General features: G+C 53.6%; 17 protein-coding genes. 11 read left to right on the forward strand and 6 right to left on the reverse strand.

What is annotated here, in order from left to right:
- Nucleotides 1-20: 20 nt before the first annotated feature.
- Complete coding sequence (rph, locus tag FRIGORI9N_RS12595; RefSeq protein ID WP_159571626.1) at nucleotides 21-752, reverse strand: ribonuclease PH; 732 nt, start codon at nucleotides 750-752, stop codon at nucleotides 21-23.
- Nucleotides 753-790: 38 nt separating this feature from the next.
- Nucleotides 791-1,999 (reverse strand): DNA polymerase IV, encoded by a 1,209-nt coding sequence (gene dinB / locus FRIGORI9N_RS12600; protein WP_236550891.1) that lies wholly within the window; start codon nucleotides 1,997-1,999, stop codon nucleotides 791-793.
- Nucleotides 2,000-2,070: 71 nt separating this feature from the next.
- Between dinB and FRIGORI9N_RS12605 the strand changes: the two genes are divergently transcribed.
- From FRIGORI9N_RS12605 to FRIGORI9N_RS12640, 8 genes are all read left to right on the forward strand, one after another.
- The gene (locus FRIGORI9N_RS12605) at nucleotides 2,071-3,000 is read left to right on the forward strand and encodes a YicC/YloC family endoribonuclease (protein WP_159571632.1); all 930 of its coding nucleotides are present in this window, start codon (nucleotides 2,071-2,073) and stop codon (nucleotides 2,998-3,000) included.
- An 81-nt stretch (nucleotides 3,001-3,081) separates the two neighbouring features.
- Nucleotides 3,082-3,984, forward strand: coding sequence for a hypothetical protein (locus FRIGORI9N_RS12610; RefSeq protein WP_159571635.1), 903 nt, complete (start codon nucleotides 3,082-3,084; stop codon nucleotides 3,982-3,984).
- Nucleotides 3,985-4,054: 70 nt separating this feature from the next.
- On the forward strand, nucleotides 4,055-4,702 hold the full coding sequence (gene gmk / locus FRIGORI9N_RS12615) for a guanylate kinase (RefSeq protein ID WP_159571638.1): 648 nt from the start codon (nucleotides 4,055-4,057) through the stop codon (nucleotides 4,700-4,702).
- Nucleotides 4,703-4,711: 9 nt separating this feature from the next.
- Nucleotides 4,712-4,918, forward strand: coding sequence for a DNA-directed RNA polymerase subunit omega (gene rpoZ / locus FRIGORI9N_RS12620; protein ID WP_008251793.1), 207 nt, complete (start codon nucleotides 4,712-4,714; stop codon nucleotides 4,916-4,918).
- 117 nt (nucleotides 4,919-5,035) lie between these two features.
- Nucleotides 5,036-5,857, forward strand: a complete 822-nt coding sequence (gene minC / locus FRIGORI9N_RS12625) for a septum site-determining protein MinC (protein WP_159571641.1) — start codon at nucleotides 5,036-5,038, stop codon at nucleotides 5,855-5,857.
- Between the two features lie 10 nt (nucleotides 5,858-5,867).
- Complete coding sequence (gene minD / locus FRIGORI9N_RS12630; RefSeq protein WP_159571643.1) at nucleotides 5,868-6,680, forward strand: septum site-determining protein MinD; 813 nt, start codon at nucleotides 5,868-5,870, stop codon at nucleotides 6,678-6,680.
- A 4-nt stretch (nucleotides 6,681-6,684) separates the two neighbouring features.
- The gene (gene minE, locus FRIGORI9N_RS12635) at nucleotides 6,685-6,939 is read left to right on the forward strand and encodes a cell division topological specificity factor MinE (RefSeq protein WP_159571646.1); all 255 of its coding nucleotides are present in this window, start codon (nucleotides 6,685-6,687) and stop codon (nucleotides 6,937-6,939) included.
- Between the two features lie 59 nt (nucleotides 6,940-6,998).
- The gene (locus FRIGORI9N_RS12640) at nucleotides 6,999-9,227 is read left to right on the forward strand and encodes a bifunctional (p)ppGpp synthetase/guanosine-3',5'-bis(diphosphate) 3'-pyrophosphohydrolase (protein ID WP_159571649.1); all 2,229 of its coding nucleotides are present in this window, start codon (nucleotides 6,999-7,001) and stop codon (nucleotides 9,225-9,227) included.
- A gap of 559 nt (nucleotides 9,228-9,786) precedes the next feature.
- Here the strand turns inward: FRIGORI9N_RS12640 and greB are convergent.
- Nucleotides 9,787-10,344, reverse strand: a complete 558-nt coding sequence (gene greB, locus FRIGORI9N_RS12645; protein WP_159571652.1) for a transcription elongation factor GreB — start codon at nucleotides 10,342-10,344, stop codon at nucleotides 9,787-9,789.
- Between the two features lie 102 nt (nucleotides 10,345-10,446).
- Here greB and FRIGORI9N_RS12650 point away from each other — a divergent pair, with 102 nt between their 5' ends.
- Nucleotides 10,447-12,171 carry an EAL domain-containing protein gene (locus FRIGORI9N_RS12650; protein ID WP_159571655.1) on the forward strand — a complete coding sequence of 575 codons (1,725 nt, stop codon included), beginning with the start codon at nucleotides 10,447-10,449 and terminating at the stop codon, nucleotides 12,169-12,171.
- Here the strand turns inward: FRIGORI9N_RS12650 and FRIGORI9N_RS12655 are convergent.
- From FRIGORI9N_RS12655 to FRIGORI9N_RS12665, 3 genes are read right to left on the reverse strand one after another with little or no spacing between them, the layout of a single operon-like run.
- Nucleotides 12,154-13,293, reverse strand: a complete 1,140-nt coding sequence (locus FRIGORI9N_RS12655) for a chemotaxis response regulator protein-glutamate methylesterase (protein WP_159571658.1) — start codon at nucleotides 13,291-13,293, stop codon at nucleotides 12,154-12,156. The two genes, FRIGORI9N_RS12650 and FRIGORI9N_RS12655, sit on opposite strands and share 18 nt — an antisense overlap.
- Nucleotides 13,294-13,304: 11 nt before the next feature.
- On the reverse strand, nucleotides 13,305-13,904 hold the full coding sequence (locus FRIGORI9N_RS12660; RefSeq protein WP_159571661.1) for a chemoreceptor glutamine deamidase CheD: 600 nt from the start codon (nucleotides 13,902-13,904) through the stop codon (nucleotides 13,305-13,307).
- Entirely contained in the window at nucleotides 13,901-14,893 is a 993-nt protein-coding gene (locus FRIGORI9N_RS12665; RefSeq protein ID WP_236550885.1) for a CheR family methyltransferase, read from the reverse strand. The genes FRIGORI9N_RS12660 and FRIGORI9N_RS12665 overlap by 4 nt, the downstream gene beginning before the upstream one ends.
- Before the next feature lie 180 nt (nucleotides 14,894-15,073).
- Between FRIGORI9N_RS12665 and FRIGORI9N_RS12670 the strand changes: the two genes are divergently transcribed.
- Both FRIGORI9N_RS12670 and FRIGORI9N_RS12675 read left to right on the forward strand, forming a co-directional pair.
- Entirely contained in the window at nucleotides 15,074-16,612 is a 1,539-nt protein-coding gene (locus tag FRIGORI9N_RS12670) for an ATP-binding protein (protein ID WP_159571664.1), read from the forward strand.
- Nucleotides 16,605-17,234, forward strand: a complete 630-nt coding sequence (locus FRIGORI9N_RS12675; RefSeq protein WP_159571666.1) for a response regulator transcription factor — start codon at nucleotides 16,605-16,607, stop codon at nucleotides 17,232-17,234. The genes FRIGORI9N_RS12670 and FRIGORI9N_RS12675 overlap by 8 nt, the downstream gene beginning before the upstream one ends.
- Nucleotides 17,235-17,670 lie beyond the last annotated feature (436 nt).

Genomic DNA, 17,670 nt, shown 5'->3' on the forward strand with positions numbered 1-17,670 from the left:
ACGTTTTTCCTTCCTGCGGGTCAAGCGGCAAGTGCTGCTTTCTGCAAGCGAACCAATTCAGCGATACCTGCCGCTGCGGAATCGAGCATGCCATTCAATTCGTCCCGGCTGAAAGCCTCACCTTCGGCTGTGCCCTGCACTTCCACAAAACCGCCCTTCTCGGTCATCACCACATTCAGGTCTGTTTCGCAAGTGGAGTCTTCGTCGTAATTCAAATCGAGTGCCACCTGGCCATTGACCACGCCCACTGAAACCGCAGCAACAAATTGTTTGATCGGGCTTTCGGCCAAAGCACCACTGGCCACCAACTTGCCAATTGCATCAGCCACCGCCACCATGGCGCCAGTGATGGATGCGGTGCGGGTGCCACCGTCGGCCTGAATCACATCGCAATCAATTTTCAAGGTGCGTTCGCCCAGTTTGTTCAAATCAACCGCAGCACGCAGGGCGCGGCCAATCAAACGCTGAATTTCCTGCGTGCGGCCACTTTGTTTGCCACGGGCCGCTTCACGGTCCATGCGGGAATGGGTTGAACGGGGCAACATGCCGTACTCGGCGGTCAACCAACCCTGGTTTTGACCTTTCAAAAAGCCAGGCACCTTGTCTTCAATACTGCAGGTACACAACACATGCGTATCGCCAAAACGCACCATGACCGAACCCTCTGCATGCTTGGTGTAATTGCGCTCAAGACTGATTTTTCGCAGGGCGTGGGGGCTTCGTCCATCGGGGCGGGCTGTGGTGGTAGTCATTCAAATTCTCCAGTGCATAACCAATTGTCGTGCCCGCATTATGGCGCATCTTCAAGGTCGAGAAATAACTGGGCCTGCCCTTTGCTGCGGCGGTTTTCCTGTGCAGCCTGCTCAAGCGCTGCATCGGCGGGTGTAATCAGGTGACTGGCCTTGATACCGAGCAATCGAATGGTTGAATGTGCCCCTTTCTGTTCAAAAGGAATTTTTTTCAGGCAGGCACGCGCGGCTTGCAGAATTTCATCCGCTGTACTCGTCGTCAAGCCCGTGGTTACATCGCGGGTTAACGATTTGAAATCTGCAAAGCGCACTTTCACACCGATGGTTTTTGCAAGGCGCTGCTTGCGGGCCAGGTCTTGCGCCAGTTTGTCGGCCAAGTGAGTCAATACCTGCGTGAGTTGGTCCCGATGCCTGCGCACATGCATGTCATTCTCAAACGTGGTTTCACGGCTAATGCTTTTCGGCTCGGAATACAGCGTCACTGGCCTGCGATCAATGCCATTGGCACTTTCATGCATCCACAAGCCATAGCTTTCACCAAAACGCTCCCGAAGCAAGTCAAGGGGTTGGGCGGCCAGCTCGGCAATGCTGTTCACGCCCATGGCTTTCAGCTTTTCCTGTGCCTTGGGCCCCACCCCGTTGATTTTGCCAACGGGCAAGGGCCAGATCATTTCCTGAAACTGATCGGGGCGGACCACGCTGAGTCCATTCGGTTTTTGAAGGTCAGAGCATATTTTGGACGTCAGCTTGTTTTCAGACAGCCCAACCGAACAGGTCATGCCGCCAGTGGCATTGGTCACGGCCACCTTCAATTGACGGGCCAGTTCAATGGCCACGTCAAAATCACCCGAAGTTTCCTCGGTTAAATCAATGTAAATTTCATCAATTCCCCGGTCCTCGACGTTCGGAGCCAATTCACGCACAGCGGCCTTGAATTGGCGCGAGAGTGTTTTGTACCAATCAAAATCGGCTGGCAATAAAATGGCGTGGGGCGCCAGCTTGGCGGCTTTCATGGTGGGCATGGCCGAGTGCAACCCCAATGCGCGCGCTTCGTAATTGGCGGTGGTCAACACCCCGCGCCCCTCGTACTGCGCAAGGGTTGGGAATTGCTGACCTGGCAGTGGCTGCATGCCACGGCGACCACCCACAGCCACAGGCAAACCCCGCAAGGCTGGGTTGCGCACCAGTTCAGCATTGGCGTAGAAGGCGTCCATGTCCAAATGGGCAATGATTCGACCCGACAAAAACACCCCCACAGAAAACAAGCACCAGTCCAGAGTTTACAATCCATGCACCACCGACACACACGCACAGGCCGCAAATGAGCAAGGACAGCAAAAACACCGCCGCAGTACACAGCATGACAGGCTTTGCCAACGCGCAAAGCACCACCCGTGCTGGCACCTTGAGCATGGAATTGCGCAGCGTGAATTCCCGTTTTCTGGACCTGAACTTTCGCATGGCCGACGACCTGCGCACGGTTGAACCACTGATTCGCGAAAAGCTGATGAATACCTTGAGCCGGGGCAAAGTGGAGTGCCGCATTTCATGGGGGCGTGCCGAAGGCGAGAAAAGAATTCCCAAAGTAGATCTTGAGCAGGTTAAACAACTGGCCGCCCTTGAAGCCAGCATTCAAAGTGCCTTGCCCAAGGCGAACGGCTTTCGCATTACCGAGGTGTTGAACTGGCCCGGTGTGGTTGAAGACAACAGCCTGAGTGGTGAAGAACTGCAAGAGACCATTTCAGCCTTGTGCGACCAAGCCATTGATGCAATGAAACAAAGCCGCGAGCGCGAAGGCGCTGGCCTTGCCACTGTATTGCTGGAAAAAGTAGACGGCATGGAAACCATTGTGAACAGCCTGCTACCCATGCTGCCCCAGTTTTTGGCCCACTACGAGGGCAAAATTCGGGAACGCATGACCGAGGCCTTCGACAAAATCATCAATGACAAAGCCGGCCACTTAACCGTGGAAGACCTTGAAGAACGCATCAAACACGAAGTGGCGCTGCACAGTGTGCGCATTGATGTGAAAGAGGAAGTAGAACGGCTTCAAACCCACTTCACCGAGGTGCGCCGCATTTTGAAAAAAGGTGGGGTTATTGGCAAACGACTGGACTTTGTAACCCAGGAATTGAACCGTGAAGCCAATACACTGGGCAGCAAAGCCCACGCCATTGCCCAAACCCAGGCCAGTATTGATTTAAAGGTTTTGGTTGAACAGTTCCGCGAGCAAGTTCAGAACATTGAATAAACACTGAATTTGGTACTGAACTGAACCAATCTGAATACTTGGGCACCCAATCGAACTTACCCCTGTTCGAGACCGTGCCCAATGACCACACCCATTTCGCTGCTTAACCAAATCCTGAAACACGTGTTACCCCAAGCCGCCAAAGACCCGCGAATCGCGGGCCTGCTTTTGGTGGCCAAGGGGCAAGCAGGCAGTGCGCAGGCTTTGTTATTTCACCCCACACTGCGCATGCAACGCAGCGAGTTGGCGCAGTTCAGGGTAGGTCAGGAAAAACTGGCAGACATGGACCTCATCAAAAGCGGTCGTTTGGAAATTGGCAATTCCAGCCAGGGTGAGATTCCCAGAATAAAGGTGGGTGATCACTACAAATTTGAGAACACCTTGTCGGCACAAGAGCGAATCGAGGTACTTTCAGCCCCTGCAATCTTGCCCAATGTACCCAAAGAAGGCCCAATGGCGCACCCGATCAGCACCGCAGAACGGTGCGTGCTTCGGGATTACATCGCAACCGATGGCTACTCAAGTCAAATGAATCAGTTCTTGCGGGGTGAGTTCAAGGGTGAGCCTCAATCGCACTCGGACCTGCTGGACCGTAGCCTTGTGCTGGTCAGTTTTCTGAATGCATTGCCTGTGCAGTCCTCTGAAGCGCAACACAATCTGAAACCTGCATCCCCCATGTTTCAGGCCATGCTGGAGGCAGAGAAAACCGGCAAACCTTTTACACCCGACTATTTTCTGAGCATGAGCAAGCGAAATGACTCTGCCGGCCCCCTGATTCCCAGCGTGTTTGGCACAGTCAGTTGCATCGTTCAATCCGAGTTGGCCAAAGACGTATCGGTTTCAAGTGCATTGCTGCCCAATGAACGTGAGTTGATTGCTGCGCCCATTTCAAGCTACAAAGTCAGCAAAGGCTCAGGGTTCGGCGACGAGACATCCACCAAGCCCTGGTTTGTTTTGACCGAGCATGCCAAGCCCGCTGAATAAACGGTCAACATGGCGAGTGCACGGGAAATCCAATAGAATCACGGCTTGTTGATCAATCTGTGAACACCACATGACTGCCTTGGCCCAACCCCAGCACACGCCACAGTATTCTGGAAGCCTGTTTATTGTCAGCGCCCCCTCTGGGGCGGGCAAATCGTCGCTGGTAAAGGCGCTACTGGCTGAAGTTCAGGGCATAGGCCTGTCCATATCCAACACAACCCGCAAGGCACGCCCTGGCGAGGTGGACGGCAAAGACTACCATTTCATTTCCCAACATGAATTTGAAGCGGTTCGCGACCAGGACGGCTTTCTGGAATGGGCACACGTACATGGCAACTATTACGGTACATCGCGCGCCTGGGTTGAAGGGCAAATGGCCATTGACCGCGATGTGCTGCTTGAAATTGACTGGCAAGGTGCCGAACAAGTGGTGCGCAAGGTAGAGAATGTGGTGTCCATCTTTATTCTTCCCCCCAGCATCGAGGAACTCGAAAAACGGCTTCGCGGACGGGGCACAGACACGGAAGAGGTGATTTTGAAGCGAATGGGTGCCGCACAACTCGAGATCGAGCAGGCGAGACGCTTTGATTATGTTATCCTTAACGATGATTTCACACAGGCTCTGTTAGAGCTGAAATCGATCGTCTTCGCATCCCGTTGCCGTTTCAATCAGCAAATGGCGCGCCACGGGGCGCAACTCAAAAGTATTGGACTGTAAGGACACCAGATGGCCCGCATCACCGTTGAAGATTGCTTGAAAAAGATCCCTAACCGTTTCGACATGGCCCTGTGCGCCACTTACCGCGCCCGCATGCTGGCCCAAGGCCACACACCCAAAGTAAAGTCCGACAAAGACAAGCCAACAGTAACCGCCCTGCGTGAAATCGCTGCTGGTGAAATCGGTATCGAAATGTTGAAACGCGTGCCCATTTAATTCGGGCAAGGTTGCATTCAAAAAAGCCCGAGACCGGCACACGGCTCGGGCTTTGTTCGTAAAATTGACTGAAAACTCAGCTGCCCGATAGCTCAGCATCCCCGGACTTCGATTACCTTGAACAAACCTTCTTCAGCACCGCTGGACATCAAATTCGCCAAAATCAAGGCTGTGACCATTGCCTTGCGCCCTGCGCCACTGCAAGAAAGCCTCGATGCCCTGAAAAAACGACTTGGCCCCACCCCCGGCGTGTACTCTGCCGAACCGGCTGTGCTCGACTTTTCCGCCTGGAATGACACCGAACTGACTGAACACGGCATTGAATTAAAAGCCTACGCTGACATGCTCAAGGCTGCCGGCGTGCTGCTGGTTGAGGTGCGAGGCCAAAGCGAAACCCTTGAGGCTCAAGCCGAAGAACTGGGCCTTCGGTTCGAAGTTGGGCAAGCGGATCTTGCCGAGCCAGCGCCTGCTGGGGCCGTAACTGCTGTGGCCGCGCCCGAACCAGAAGCACCTGCCAAAGCAAGCACCGCACAAAAAGCCGATTCCGAACCAGCCACCCACCCGGCTGTGCCCAGTTTCGACAAGGCCCGCCGCACCATGGTGATCGATCAACCCGTGCGCAGTGGCCAAAAAATTTATGCCCAAGGCGCCGATCTGATTGTCATGGGACAGGTGTCTGCTGGCGCTGAAGTCATCGCAGATGGCAATGTGCACGTTTACGGAGTGTTGCGGGGGCGCGCGCTGGCCGGTGCAGCAGGAGACACCCAAGCCCGCATCATTTCCACCAGCTTCGAAGCGGAACTGGTGGCCGTGGCGGGTTACTACTTAACATTCGAGGGCGGTTTTCCTGAAGAAAACCGATCCAAACCTACATTAATTCATCTTGACCATGGCACCGAGCCGGCAGTATTGCGACTCAAAGCCATCAACATCCGCTAGGAGACCATTTGTGAGTCGAGTCATTGTTGTTACATCCGGTAAGGGTGGCGTTGGTAAAACAACTACCAGCGCAAGTTTTGCCGCAGGCCTTGCCTTGCGTGGTTTTAAAACGGTAGTGATCGACTTTGACGTGGGCTTGCGCAACCTTGACCTGATCATGGGTTGTGAACGCCGCGTGGTTTACGACCTGGTCAATGTGATCAACGGCGAAGCCAATTTGCAGCAAACCCTGATTAAAGACAAACATTGCCCAATGTTGTCGATTTTGCCCGCCTCCCAAACCCGGGACAAAGACGCTTTGACCGAAGAAGGCGTGGAAAAAGTAATCAAAGACCTGATCGAAATGGGCTTTGAGTACATTGTGTGCGACAGCCCCGCCGGCATTGAACGCGGCGCAGTGATGGCATTGACATTCGCCGACGAGGCGATTGTTGTGACCAACCCGGAAGTGTCGTCGGTTCGCGATTCCGACCGCATCATTGGCATTTTGCAGGCGAAAAGCAAGCGCGCCAAAGAAGGCGGCGAACCCGTGAAGGAGCACCTGCTCATTACCCGGTATTCCGCCAAGCGTGCAGCCGATGGCGAAATGCTAAGCTATTCGGATGTGGCCGACCTGTTGCGTGTGCCGCTACTGGGTGTTATTCCTGAAAGTGAAACCGTGTTGCAGGCTTCCAACCAGGGTATGCCTGTAATTCACGCCGAGGAAAACGATGCAGCTTTGGCCTACCAAGACTGTATTTCTCGCTTTCTGGGCGAAACCAAACCGCTGCAGTTTGTGGACTACGAAAAGCCCAGCCTGCTGAAACGCTTGTTTGGAGGTTAAGGTGATGTCATTACTGAGCATGCTGTTTGGCGAGAAGAAAAAGTCTGCCAATGTTGCAAAAGAACGACTGTCTTTGATTATCGCGCGCGAACGTGTAGATCAGGACGGCCCCGACTTTTTGCCCCAAATGCGGGACGAATTGATGCAGGTGATCGCCAAATACGTCAAAATTGATCAAGAAGATGTGAAGTTTAACCTTCAAAAACAAGGCAATATGGAGATGTTGGAAGTCAATATCGTCTTGCCGGACCAGAAGTAAGACTGCACAATAGAAGATCGTAGTTAAAGTTGTAAGAGTGGTACAAAATGCGGGGGGCAATGCAAGCCAGAGAACTTCAACCTGAGCCAAACCGACCCGACGTGGTCTCTATCGCACAGCTAATAGGACTTGCCTCGACATATTTACCCGAGGCAGAGATTCGGCGTGTTCGCGAGGCTTACAAGTTTTCTGACGTTGCACACCTGGGGCAATTCCGCGCCACAGGTGAGCCTTACGTAACCCACCCCATTGCTGTGGCTGAACTTTGCGCCAGTTGGCGCCTGGACAGCCAAGCCATTCAAGCCGCCCTGCTTCACGATGTGATGGAGGATTCTGGCACCACCAAGGAAGATTTGATCGAGCGCTTCGGCGGATCAGTGGCCGATTTGGTGGATGGGCTTTCCAAGCTCGACAAAATGGAGTTTTCTTCCAGGGAAGAAGCCCAAGCCGAGAATTTCCGCAAAATGTTGCTGGCCATGGCCCGCGACCTGCGCGTTATTTTGGTGAAGTTGGCCGACCGTTTGCACAATATGCGAACGCTCGACATTATGAGTCCCGCCAAGAAACGCCGCATTGCCTTAGAAACCCTCGAAATTTACGCCCCCATTGCCCACCGACTGGGCTTGAATGAAATCTTCCGCGAACTGCAAGAACTTAGCTTTCAGCATGCCTACCCCATGCGCTATGAGGTGCTGAAAAAAGCGGTGCTGGCAGCGCGTGGTAACCGCCGCGAGGTGGTCAGCAAAATTCTGGAAGCGGTAGAAAAATGCCTGGACGACGCCAGCATTGAGTGCCAAGTGTTTGGTCGAGAAAAAGCGCTGTACGGCATTTACCGCAAAATGATTGAAAAGCGCCTGAGCTTTTCGCAGGTGCTCGATGTGTACGGTTTCCGGGTGGTGGTGAAAGACATGCCCGGCTGTTACATGGCCATGGGCATGTTGCACCAGCTATTCAAGCCCGTACCGGGCAAGTTCAAAGACTACATTGCGATCCCGAAGCTGAACGGCTACCAAAGTTTACACACCACCTTGCTGGGCCCTTATGGCACACCGGTTGAATTCCAGATTCGCACCGAAGAAATGCACCAGGTGGCTGAAAAAGGCGTGGCTTCGCACTGGCTGTACAAAGGCGAAGGCGAGGCGCTGAACACCATTCAAACCCAAACCCACCGCCTGCTGCAAAGCCTGCTCGACATTCAAAACCAAACCGGCGATTCAGCCGAGTTTCTGGAACACATCAAGGTGGACCTGTTCCCCGATGCGGTGTACGTGTTCACCCCCAACGGCAAGATCATGAGTCTGCCCCGGGGAGCCACTGTGGTCGATTTCGCGTATGCAGTGCACACCGATGTGGGCAACCATTGCGTGGCCGCACGGGTTAATCAGGTGATCGAACCGCTGCGCACCATTTTGAAAAGCGGCGATGTGGTTGAAATTATTACAGCCCCACACAGCCGCCCCAACCCGGTTTGGCTGGGTTTTGTGCGTTCAGGCAAGGCCCGATCCGAGATTCGTCACTATTTGAAGTCGATGAATCTTGAAGAAACCGTTCGCCTGGGAAGCCGACTGCTGGAACAGGCTTTGGAAGCGGACCAAATCAAGCTGGAACATTTGAGCAATGAGGTGTGGGACCGTTTGCAAAAAGATTCACAGGTCAGCACCCGCGATGAACTTCTGGCTGATGTTGGCGCAGGTCGCCGTGTGGCCCCTGTTGTTGCCCGCCGAGTGCTGATTGCCATGGGCCGTGCGGATGCGCGGGTGGATGCGCAAGTTGCCAATACCGGTGAGCCGCGAGTGCCGATTATGATTCACGGTGGAGAAGGCATGTCGGTTCAACGCGCACCCTGTTGTTTGCCGATTCCCGGGGATCACATTATTGGATATGTGCGAAAAGGCTCGGGCCTGATCATTCACACCGATGAATGCGAAACAGCCCGCAAACAGATTCGCAAAGAACCCGAGCGCTGGACTGATGTGCAGTGGTCACCGGAAATTACACGCCCATTCGACGTCAATGTTGACTTGCAGGCCGTGAACGAGAAAGGCGCTTTGGCCACCATTGCAGCCACCTTGTCTGATGCAGGTGCCAACATTACCAACCTGACCATGAGCGATGAAACGGCCTACCGCAAGCTGTTGCACTTCACCATTCAGGTGACTGACCGTGTGCACTTGGCGCGCATCTTGATGGCGCTGCGCAGGCTTGAATACGTAGAACGAGTAACCCGCGTGAAAGGCCGTGCTTTTGCCAAGGTGCGCTTGCCGGTTGCGGACACTGCGACACACTGACCTTCTGGTTTGAATAGCCCGATCGGCTTGGGTGCTGATCGCTCGACCGCTTGTTAACTGCCCGATCGGCTTGGGTTCCGATCTCTCGCCTGAAAACCTGTATTTCCCTTGCTGAGCCTTTCGATGCCTGAGAACGACCCTCCTAAAAAGCGGGTCGGGCTCGTTCTCTGTCGCCCATGCCGGGCGACACCGGCCCTGCTCGGCACGCAAGGGCAGGTTTTCTTGAAGGCGAGGCGATCGAAACACCGCCGCCGATTGGGCGTTGAACAGAGGTGAGCTGCGCGGGGAGATGGAGAGACGCTGGCGCCGGTTTAAGCCAACTCGGCAGTGGGATTGCTTGGGGCGCACTTCAAGAAAACCGCCCCGTTTGAATTCAACCGCAACGGTCGGCCATTGGCCGGCACCGAGACTCGGCCCGCCCTTTTGCCGAGCGAGGTGAGTCAGGGGGAATTTCAAAAAGGGATTCAGCGGTTTTCAGTGCGGCACAAGTAACCCACGCCGAGTTAGCAAGAAACCAGCAGGAAACCGTAGCTGTGACCTTTCAAGTTCAGATCAAGAGTCAGTCGATCACATACTGCACTTCGACAATCTCAAGCTCATCCCGACCACCTGGGGTCATCAGGTACACCACATCACCCTCTTTCGCTTTTAACAGCGCACGCGCCACAGGCGAAATCCAGCTGATGTGTCCTTTGGCAGTATCCACTTCATCAACGCCCACAATTTTCACAGTGAGTTCATCACCTTTTGAGTTGATGTAGGTGACCGTGGCACCGAAGAAAATGCTCTCGAGTTCTTGCTGCGTGGCGGGGTCTACCACCTCGGCAATTTCAGTGCGCTTGGTGAGAAAACGAATTCGGCGATCGATTTCACGCAAACGTTTTTTACCGTACAGATAATCGCCATTTTCGGAACGATCGCCATTGGAGGCCGCCCAGGACACCACCGAAACAACCTCGGGTCTTTCGGTTTTCACAAGATGAGTCAGCTCATCGCGCAAACGGCGATAGCCTTTTGGCGTGATGTAATTTTTCAAGCCTTGGGGAAGTGCGGGGCCTGCATCGGGGCCATCGTCCTCAAATTCTGAATCGTTTTCTTTGGTGAAAGCCTTGCTCATGTCTTTTCTCGTGAATTGCCCGACTAGACAGCCTCTGCAGAAGTGTGCAGGATACAGGAAAGCGGCTGTTTCTTTGCCAATAACACCATCATAAAACCTTCAATGACAACAGAACAGGAAGCGCCCAGAATCATTGTTGTCGACGACAGCGACGATGATTTTCTATTGATCAAGCGTCAACTCGTGAAAACCTGGCAAACAGCGATTGTTCGCCATGCGCATAGCGAGGAAACGCTGAAAACAACGCTGAACGACATCGAGCCCGACCTGGTGATTTGTGACTATTCCATGCCCCAGCTGACGCACGAGAAGGCCATTGAAATAGTTCAAAGTCTGCGGCCTGAAACCCCCATGATTCTGCTCTCGGGTTTGGCGAACGACGCACTGGGCGTGCAAGCCATGCACGAAGGTGTGCGCGATTATGTCGAGAAATCCAAACCCGAACGACTGATTCCTGCGGTTCGCAGGGAAATTCACACGCACAGGCTTCGCCGGGAAAAACTATTGCTTGAGCAAGCCCACAGGCGTGCTGTTTATTTTGATGCCGCCACGGGCTTTTTGAACCGCCAGGGTTTGGTGAAAACTTTGTCGGGTTTGAGTACCCATTCAGGCGATGACAATGACCTGTGCATGCTAAGCGTGAATGTGTCCAGAAACCAGGCACGCCGCCCGGAAGTAGACCCGCGAATTCGGCGCAATATGCTTGAAAAAATCGTGGAGCGAGTTCGGGACACCTTTAAGCAGGACATTCTGTGCAGATGGTCTGACAATGTGTTGGTGGTGCTAACCAATAAGCTCGACTGGAGTGCAGACAACACCTTGATCGCCGACACACTGTGCGAGTTTGAAGCCAACCTGAACCGTGTGTTCACGGTCGACAACATTGCTGTTCGCCCGAACATGCGTTTGGGGCTGGCTCGCCCCGGTGTGCATGGTCAGCATGCAGCCGAGTTGGTCACCCATGCGCTATCGGTGGCGCATGTGATTGAGTCTCGCGGACTTGAACTATTGAATGTTCTTGATGCTGAAATTCATGACTTGGCCAAGCGACGCAAAACCATTGAACTGGGTTTGGCCAAAGGCATTGAGAGCAATGAGCTGGTGCTCGACTTTCAGCCGATTGAAGACCTTAAAACCGGCCGCATTTGCGGACTTGAAGCCCTGGTGAGGTGGACCCACCCGGAACTGGGTCGGATCATGCCGAGCGAGTTTATTGGAGTAGCCGAGGACTCAGGCCTGATTGATGCGCTAGGCGATTGGGTGATTGAGTCGAGCAGCAAGAAGGTTCTTGAGTTACACCAGCAAGGCCACATGCTGTGGTGCGCGGTGAATTGCTCGGCTGGTCAGCTTCTTAACCCGGAGTTTCCAGCCAAAGCGCAACAAACCGTTCGCAATGCAGGCCTGGACCCCAAGTGGATTGAGTTTGAGGTCACCGAGTCCGCGGCCATTGATGACATGGCCCGCACGGTCGATGCTTTGAACCAACTGAAAGCGCAGGGTTCGCAAATTGCGATGGATGATTTTGGTACGGGTTACGCGTCGCTGAATTACTTGCGGCAACTGCCAGTGGATGTGTTGAAGATCGACAAAAGTTTTGTCATGGATTTGCTGGAGGACAAAAACAGCCACATGATTGTGAAGGCTGTGATTGATCTTGCACATGCATTGGGCCTGATTGTGCATGCGGAAGGCATTGAAACTGCAGAGCAGCGGGAAAGCCTGATTCAGATGGGTTGCGACAGGCTGCAAGGCTATTGGTTTTCTCGCCCCATGGACATGGACAGCCTGAAAAACTGGCTGTCCACCAGGTCAAATTCGAACGGCTGAACGCCCTCCGATTTTGGAGAGGTAGTCGAGCAGGCGCCTGGCGATCTGGTTCAGGGGAACCACTTCATCGGCTGCACCCAAAGCGATCGCTTCCCGCGGCATACCAAACACCACTGAGCTGGCCTCATCCTGGCAAATATTGTAGGAACCGGCTTTTTTCATGTCGGCCATGGCCTGTGCGCCGTCTTTGCCCATGCCGGTGAGCATGATGCCCACAATGTTGCGGGGCGACACTTCCTGCCCTGACTTGAACAGCACTTCAACCGATGGCCGGTGACGATTCACTGGCTCAGAATCGGACAACTGGCAAATGTAGTTGGCACCACTGCGACCCAACAACAAGTGTCGGTCACCCGGTGCAATGTAGGCATGGCCGGGCAAAACGCGTTCACCATGCACTGCTTCCTTCACGGTGATATTGCACACCTGGTTCAAGCGGTCCGCAAAACTTTTGGTAAAACCGGCTGGCATGTGTTGGGTAATCAAGATCGCGGGGCTGTCTTTGGGCAACTGTTCAAGAATGACCCGAATGGCCTCGGTGCCACCTGTGGACGAACCAATCAACACAAGTTTTTCAGTGGCTGCAAAGCGATTACCCAAGGCGTTGTTGGTGGGCACAGGCTTGGCCACCTCGGCAGGAACCACCATGCCAGTGACTGGATCAGCTTGAGCCGTCGCTGCCTGCGCAGCGGGCTTCGAAGGCAATCGATTCAGGCGAAAACGGGCCGCATAGGCAGCGCGAATTTTGTCGGTAATTTCGTTGGCATAATCGATCATGCCTTGGCTAATGTCCAGTTTGGGTTTAGTCACGAAATCAACAGCTCCAAGTTCAAGGGCGCGAAAGGTTACATCGGTTCCGCGCTCAGTCAAAGTAGACACCATTAACACTGGCGTGGGCCGCAAGCGCATGATTTTTTCCAAAAATTCAATGCCGTCCATTTTGGGCATTTCAATGTCAAGTGTAATCACATCGGGATTGAATTTCTTGATTTGGTCTCGGGCAATAAATGGATCCGGGGCTGTGGCCACGGTTTCCATGTCGCGCTGTGAATTGATGATTTTGCTCATCAGGTTTCGGATCAAGGCCGAATCATCTACCACCAACACTTTGATTTTATTCATCACATGAGCCCTTAGAAAAACACAATGTCGCCATTGACGGGGTCTTTGTTAATCTTTTCGCTGTATCGTTTTTCCTGCTGCAGTGCCGCTGAGTTGGCGCTGGCCACTCGCTCTACACGCACTGCGCTGGTTTGGGTATTGAAACGAATACGGCGGCTGTGTGGCCCACCCAGATCAGACGCAACCACTTTGATTTTGTCTTTCCTCAGGAACTCGATCACGAATTCTGCATTGCGGCGACCCACGTGCCGGGTATTCAATACGCCCGTAATATTGGCACCACCAAATACTTTGGCACTGAGGTGCTCCCGCTTTGCACCCATGGTCAACAGGTCGTTGATCAGGCATTCCATGGCATACAAACCGTAACGCAGCGATTTGGTTTTGTCGGCTAGTGTGCGCGCCTCGGATGGCGAGTCGGGCAACATGAAATGATTCAGACCACCAATTTTTCGATGACTGTCCCACACGCAAGCTGACACGCAGGACCCCAACAGGGTAGCGATTTCAGCGGGTGCCCATGACACGAAATAATCGCCAGGCATGATGATTTTTTTCACCAGGGGCGGTGCAGTTGTTACCGGGGGTGAAATTAACAGCCCTGTGCTCATGCTGTAACCTGACGTGCCTGACCTTCTCCGCCGGTGCTGGTTTTGACTGCTTTGTCGGCATTCACGGTGTACACGGTTTTACCACGCAAGGTGAAATAGTCGCGCGCCATGGCGAAGTTTTCAGAGTGCCCTGCATACAACAGGCCGCTCTGATTCATCAGGGGAGCGAATCGCTTGAGGATTTGCAATTGCACATCTTTCTCAAAATAGATCATGACATTTCGACAGAAAATGGCGTCAAAGCCGGGCCTCAGGGACCACACATTGTCCATCAGGTTCAGCTTGCGAAATGTCAACAATGCTTGCACTTCAGGGCGCACACGAATCAGCCCTTCGCTTTCGCCCTTGCCTTTCAAAAAATACTTTCGCAGAATTTCATCCGGAACTTTGTCGACCTGATCCATGCGGTAAACACCCTTTTTGGCATGCTCAAGCACTTTGGTGTCGATGTCTGTGGCGAGGATTCGCACAGGCGGATTCATGCTGTTGAAAGCTTCCATGGCCGTGATCGCCATGGTGTAGGGCTCCTCACCGGTGGACGCGGCACTGCACCACAGCTCGATTCGGGCATTGCGCGAGAGCGATTGCAATTGCTTTTTCAGAATCTCGAAGTGATGAGCCTCGCGATAAAACGAGGTCAGGTTGGTTGTCAGCGAATTGGTGAAGTGCTCCCATTCCGGATTGCCTGAATTGGATTCAAGCGCATCCAGATACGTGGAGAATCGGTTGTGATTGCAAGCACGCAAGCGTCGGGCCAGGCGGCTGTACACCATGCTTTGTTTGCTGGGTGCCAATGAGATGCCCGCAATCTTCAGAATGAGTGCGCGTACACGGGCAAAATCCTTGTCGTTGAATTCAAACTCACGATCGGCATTGTCGTCGCTCAACAAACTGCGGTTCACGGCAACTGCGGCTTGTCTGGCACCTGCAACCATGTCGCTGGTGTGTGTGGATTTGGAGAATTCAAACTTTACGGGTGGTCGGTTCATCAGGGCCTTTGTCGCGGGGTTAACACAATTTGGGAGGTGCCCCGACGTGAATGAGTTCTGTACCCTGATATGTTCCGATAAGATAATCAAAATAATGCAAGGATTAAAACCTCGAAAGGGCGTTATCTCTCGCTTTGATCCTGCACACAACAATAAAAACCAACAACAAGCGAACAGACAATGAGTGAATCGAAAGGACTACCCCCTTCATTGTTGGACATCAGCAACTTTTCAGATGGTGGACTGAAAGTTCTGGTGGTGGAAGACAATGATTCGGATTTCGAGCTGATGTGCTACCGCCTGAAACAGGGCGGCTTGAAGTACACAGCAACGCGAGTAGACCGCATAGAAGACCTGAGAAAGTGCCTGGAACACGAGGAATGGCAGGTGGTGATTTCTGACCACAATTTGCCAGGCTTTGGTTCCGAGGAAGCCTTACGCGTGGTGCGCGACTCAGGGCTGGAAATTCCTTTCATTATTGTGTCGGGCAGTATCGGTGAACACGTGGCTGTGGAGGCCATGCGTGCCGGTGCCGACGATTACCTGATGAAAGACAAAATGGCCCGCTTGGTGCCCGCCATTGAGCGTTCGCTAAGGGCTGCGAATGAACGGCGCAGCCTTGCTGCAGCTGAAATGGCCCAGCGTGAATCTGAACGGCGGTTTGCTGCCATTGCAGAGAATATTCCTGGCATTATTTTTCAAATGCAGTCGGGGCCTTCGATGCCCCGCCCCACGGTTCCTTTTGTCAGCGAGGGTGTGGTTCGCTTGTTTGGCGTGCCTCCCCGCCTGTTTCTTGAGAACCCGCATTACTTTTTCGAACAGTTTGAACCCGCCGATGCAGCGGCCCTATTTGAGCAATTGATGGACCCTCCGAAACCCGGTGTGGCCGTGAGTTGGGAAGGTCGGATCAAGAATTACGGCAAACGGGAATCACGCTGGGTTTACATGAATGCAGTGGCCAAACAACGCGGAAACGTGTTCATTTGGGACGGCGTGTTGCTCGATATTTCGGATCGAAAACAGGCTGAAGAACGCCTGCTGAACGCACAAAGCGAATTGCGACTCGTCACCACCGAATTCGAGAAACGACGCGAGCAGGAGCGTGGTGCAATTGCCCGTGAAATTCACGATGACATGGGTGGATCCCTGACCAAATTGAAAGCCGATGTGGCGTGGCTTAACAAGAATTCACCTGGTGACCCCGCTGCGCAGGAAAAGCTCGCTGACATGCTGGAGTTGATTGAGCACTTGCTGGCTAGCAGCCAGCGGATTGCCAAGGATTTGCGACCAGGTATTCTGGACTATGGCCTGATCCCTGCCCTTGAGTGGCAAATGAACGATTTCCAGAAGCGCACGCAGATCGAAGGCCTGTTTCAGTGCAACGTGGATGAACTGGACCTGGACAGCGAGCAAAGCACAGCCCTGTTCAGGATTTTGCAGGAAGCACTCACCAATATCGTGAAACACGCGCAGGCCACAAAGGTTGACGTGGAATTGTTTGTTACAGAAAGTGAATTAACACTGGAGATCCGTGACAATGGTCGCGGAATCGAGAATACTGATAAATTAAAAGAAACATCGTTCGGCTTGCGTGGCATGCAAGAACGGGTTGCAGCCTTCGAGGGTTGGGTCGATGTCAGTGGGTCCCTGGGGGCCGGGACAACGGTCATGGTTTCCATACCAAGAAGCATTCAGACAGGTGAGGCGGGAAATGATTAAGGTGCTGCTGGCAGATGACCATGCATTGCTTCGGGGAAGCCTGAAGCAATTGCTGGATGACACAGGATTTGTGCAGGTGGTGGCGCAAGCGGGTGAGTATTCAGAAATCATGAAGGCCATGAACGGGCATGCCGTTGACCTGGCCATTCTGGATATTTCCATGCCGGGGAAAAATGGCGTGGACATTGTAAAAATTCTGAAAGACAAATACCCCGCCCTGAAAATCCTGATGTTGTCGATGCACCCGGAGGACCAGTACGCCGTGCGCTGCCTGAAAGCGGGCGCATCGGGATACCTGACCAAAAACACAGCACCAGAAAAACTGGTGGATGCCATTCAGGTGATTGCCGCTGGCCGCAAGTACATTACCCCTGAACTGGCTGAATCGCTGGCCAGCCACTTGACTGAAGATTCAGACAAACCTTTGCATGCGACCCTCAGCGATCGTGAGTTCCAGACCATTCGGATGATTGCTGCGGGCAAGAAGCTGAGTGAAATTGCGGATGAGTTGTCGCTTAGCCCCAAGACCGTGAGCGTTTATCGGGCACGGATTCTTGAGAAAATGCGCATGAAAACCAATGGTGAACTGACGCGCTATGCGTTGGAGAACGGACTGATTTAAGCTTGCTCGGCCGCTGGTTTGTTTAGCCCGATCGGCTTGGGTTCCGATCTCTCGCCTGAAAACCTGTAACTCCCTTGCTGAGCCTTACGATGCCTGAGAACGACCCTCCTAAAAAGCGGGTCGGGCTCGTTCTCTGTCGCCCATCCCGGGCGACACCGGCCCTGATCGGCACGCAAGGGCAGGTTTTCTTGAAGGCGAGGCGATCGAAACACCGCCGCCGATTGGGCGTTGAACAGCGGTGAGCTGCGCGGGGAGGTGGAGAGACGCTGGCGCCGGTGACGCTGAGCGGAACTTGCAAGTGGTCGCACTCGGGAGGTTTTAGCCAACTCGGCAGTGGGATTGCTTGGGGCGCACTTCAAGAAAACCGCCCCGTTTGAATTCAACCGCAACGGTCGGCCATTGGCCGGCACCGAGACTCGGCCCGCCCTTTTGCCGA

Origin of the sequence: Limnobacter sp. 130 (assembly GCF_902506325.1) — a bacterium.
Taxonomy (GTDB): domain Bacteria; phylum Pseudomonadota; class Gammaproteobacteria; order Burkholderiales; family Burkholderiaceae_B; genus Limnobacter.

Coding starts and splice junctions, on each gene's coding strand:
- rph (WP_159571626.1), bottom strand. CDS start 752: ATGACTACCACCACAGCCCGCCCCGATGGACGAAGCCCCCACGCCCTG.
- FRIGORI9N_RS12605 (WP_159571632.1), top strand. CDS start 2,071: ATGAGCAAGGACAGCAAAAACACCGCCGCAGTACACAGCATGACAGGC.
- FRIGORI9N_RS12610 (WP_159571635.1), top strand. CDS start 3,082: ATGACCACACCCATTTCGCTGCTTAACCAAATCCTGAAACACGTGTTA.
- gmk (WP_159571638.1), top strand. CDS start 4,055: ATGACTGCCTTGGCCCAACCCCAGCACACGCCACAGTATTCTGGAAGC.
- rpoZ (WP_008251793.1), top strand. CDS start 4,712: ATGGCCCGCATCACCGTTGAAGATTGCTTGAAAAAGATCCCTAACCGT.
- minE (WP_159571646.1), top strand. CDS start 6,685: ATGTCATTACTGAGCATGCTGTTTGGCGAGAAGAAAAAGTCTGCCAAT.
- FRIGORI9N_RS12640 (WP_159571649.1), top strand. CDS start 6,999: ATGCAAGCCAGAGAACTTCAACCTGAGCCAAACCGACCCGACGTGGTC.
- greB (WP_159571652.1), bottom strand. CDS start 10,344: ATGAGCAAGGCTTTCACCAAAGAAAACGATTCAGAATTTGAGGACGAT.
- FRIGORI9N_RS12650 (WP_159571655.1), top strand. CDS start 10,447: ATGACAACAGAACAGGAAGCGCCCAGAATCATTGTTGTCGACGACAGC.
- FRIGORI9N_RS12655 (WP_159571658.1), bottom strand. CDS start 13,293: ATGAATAAAATCAAAGTGTTGGTGGTAGATGATTCGGCCTTGATCCGA.
- FRIGORI9N_RS12660 (WP_159571661.1), bottom strand. CDS start 13,904: ATGAGCACAGGGCTGTTAATTTCACCCCCGGTAACAACTGCACCGCCC.
- FRIGORI9N_RS12665 (WP_236550885.1), bottom strand. CDS start 14,893: ATGAACCGACCACCCGTAAAGTTTGAATTCTCCAAATCCACACACACC.
- FRIGORI9N_RS12670 (WP_159571664.1), top strand. CDS start 15,074: ATGAGTGAATCGAAAGGACTACCCCCTTCATTGTTGGACATCAGCAAC.
- FRIGORI9N_RS12675 (WP_159571666.1), top strand. CDS start 16,605: ATGATTAAGGTGCTGCTGGCAGATGACCATGCATTGCTTCGGGGAAGC.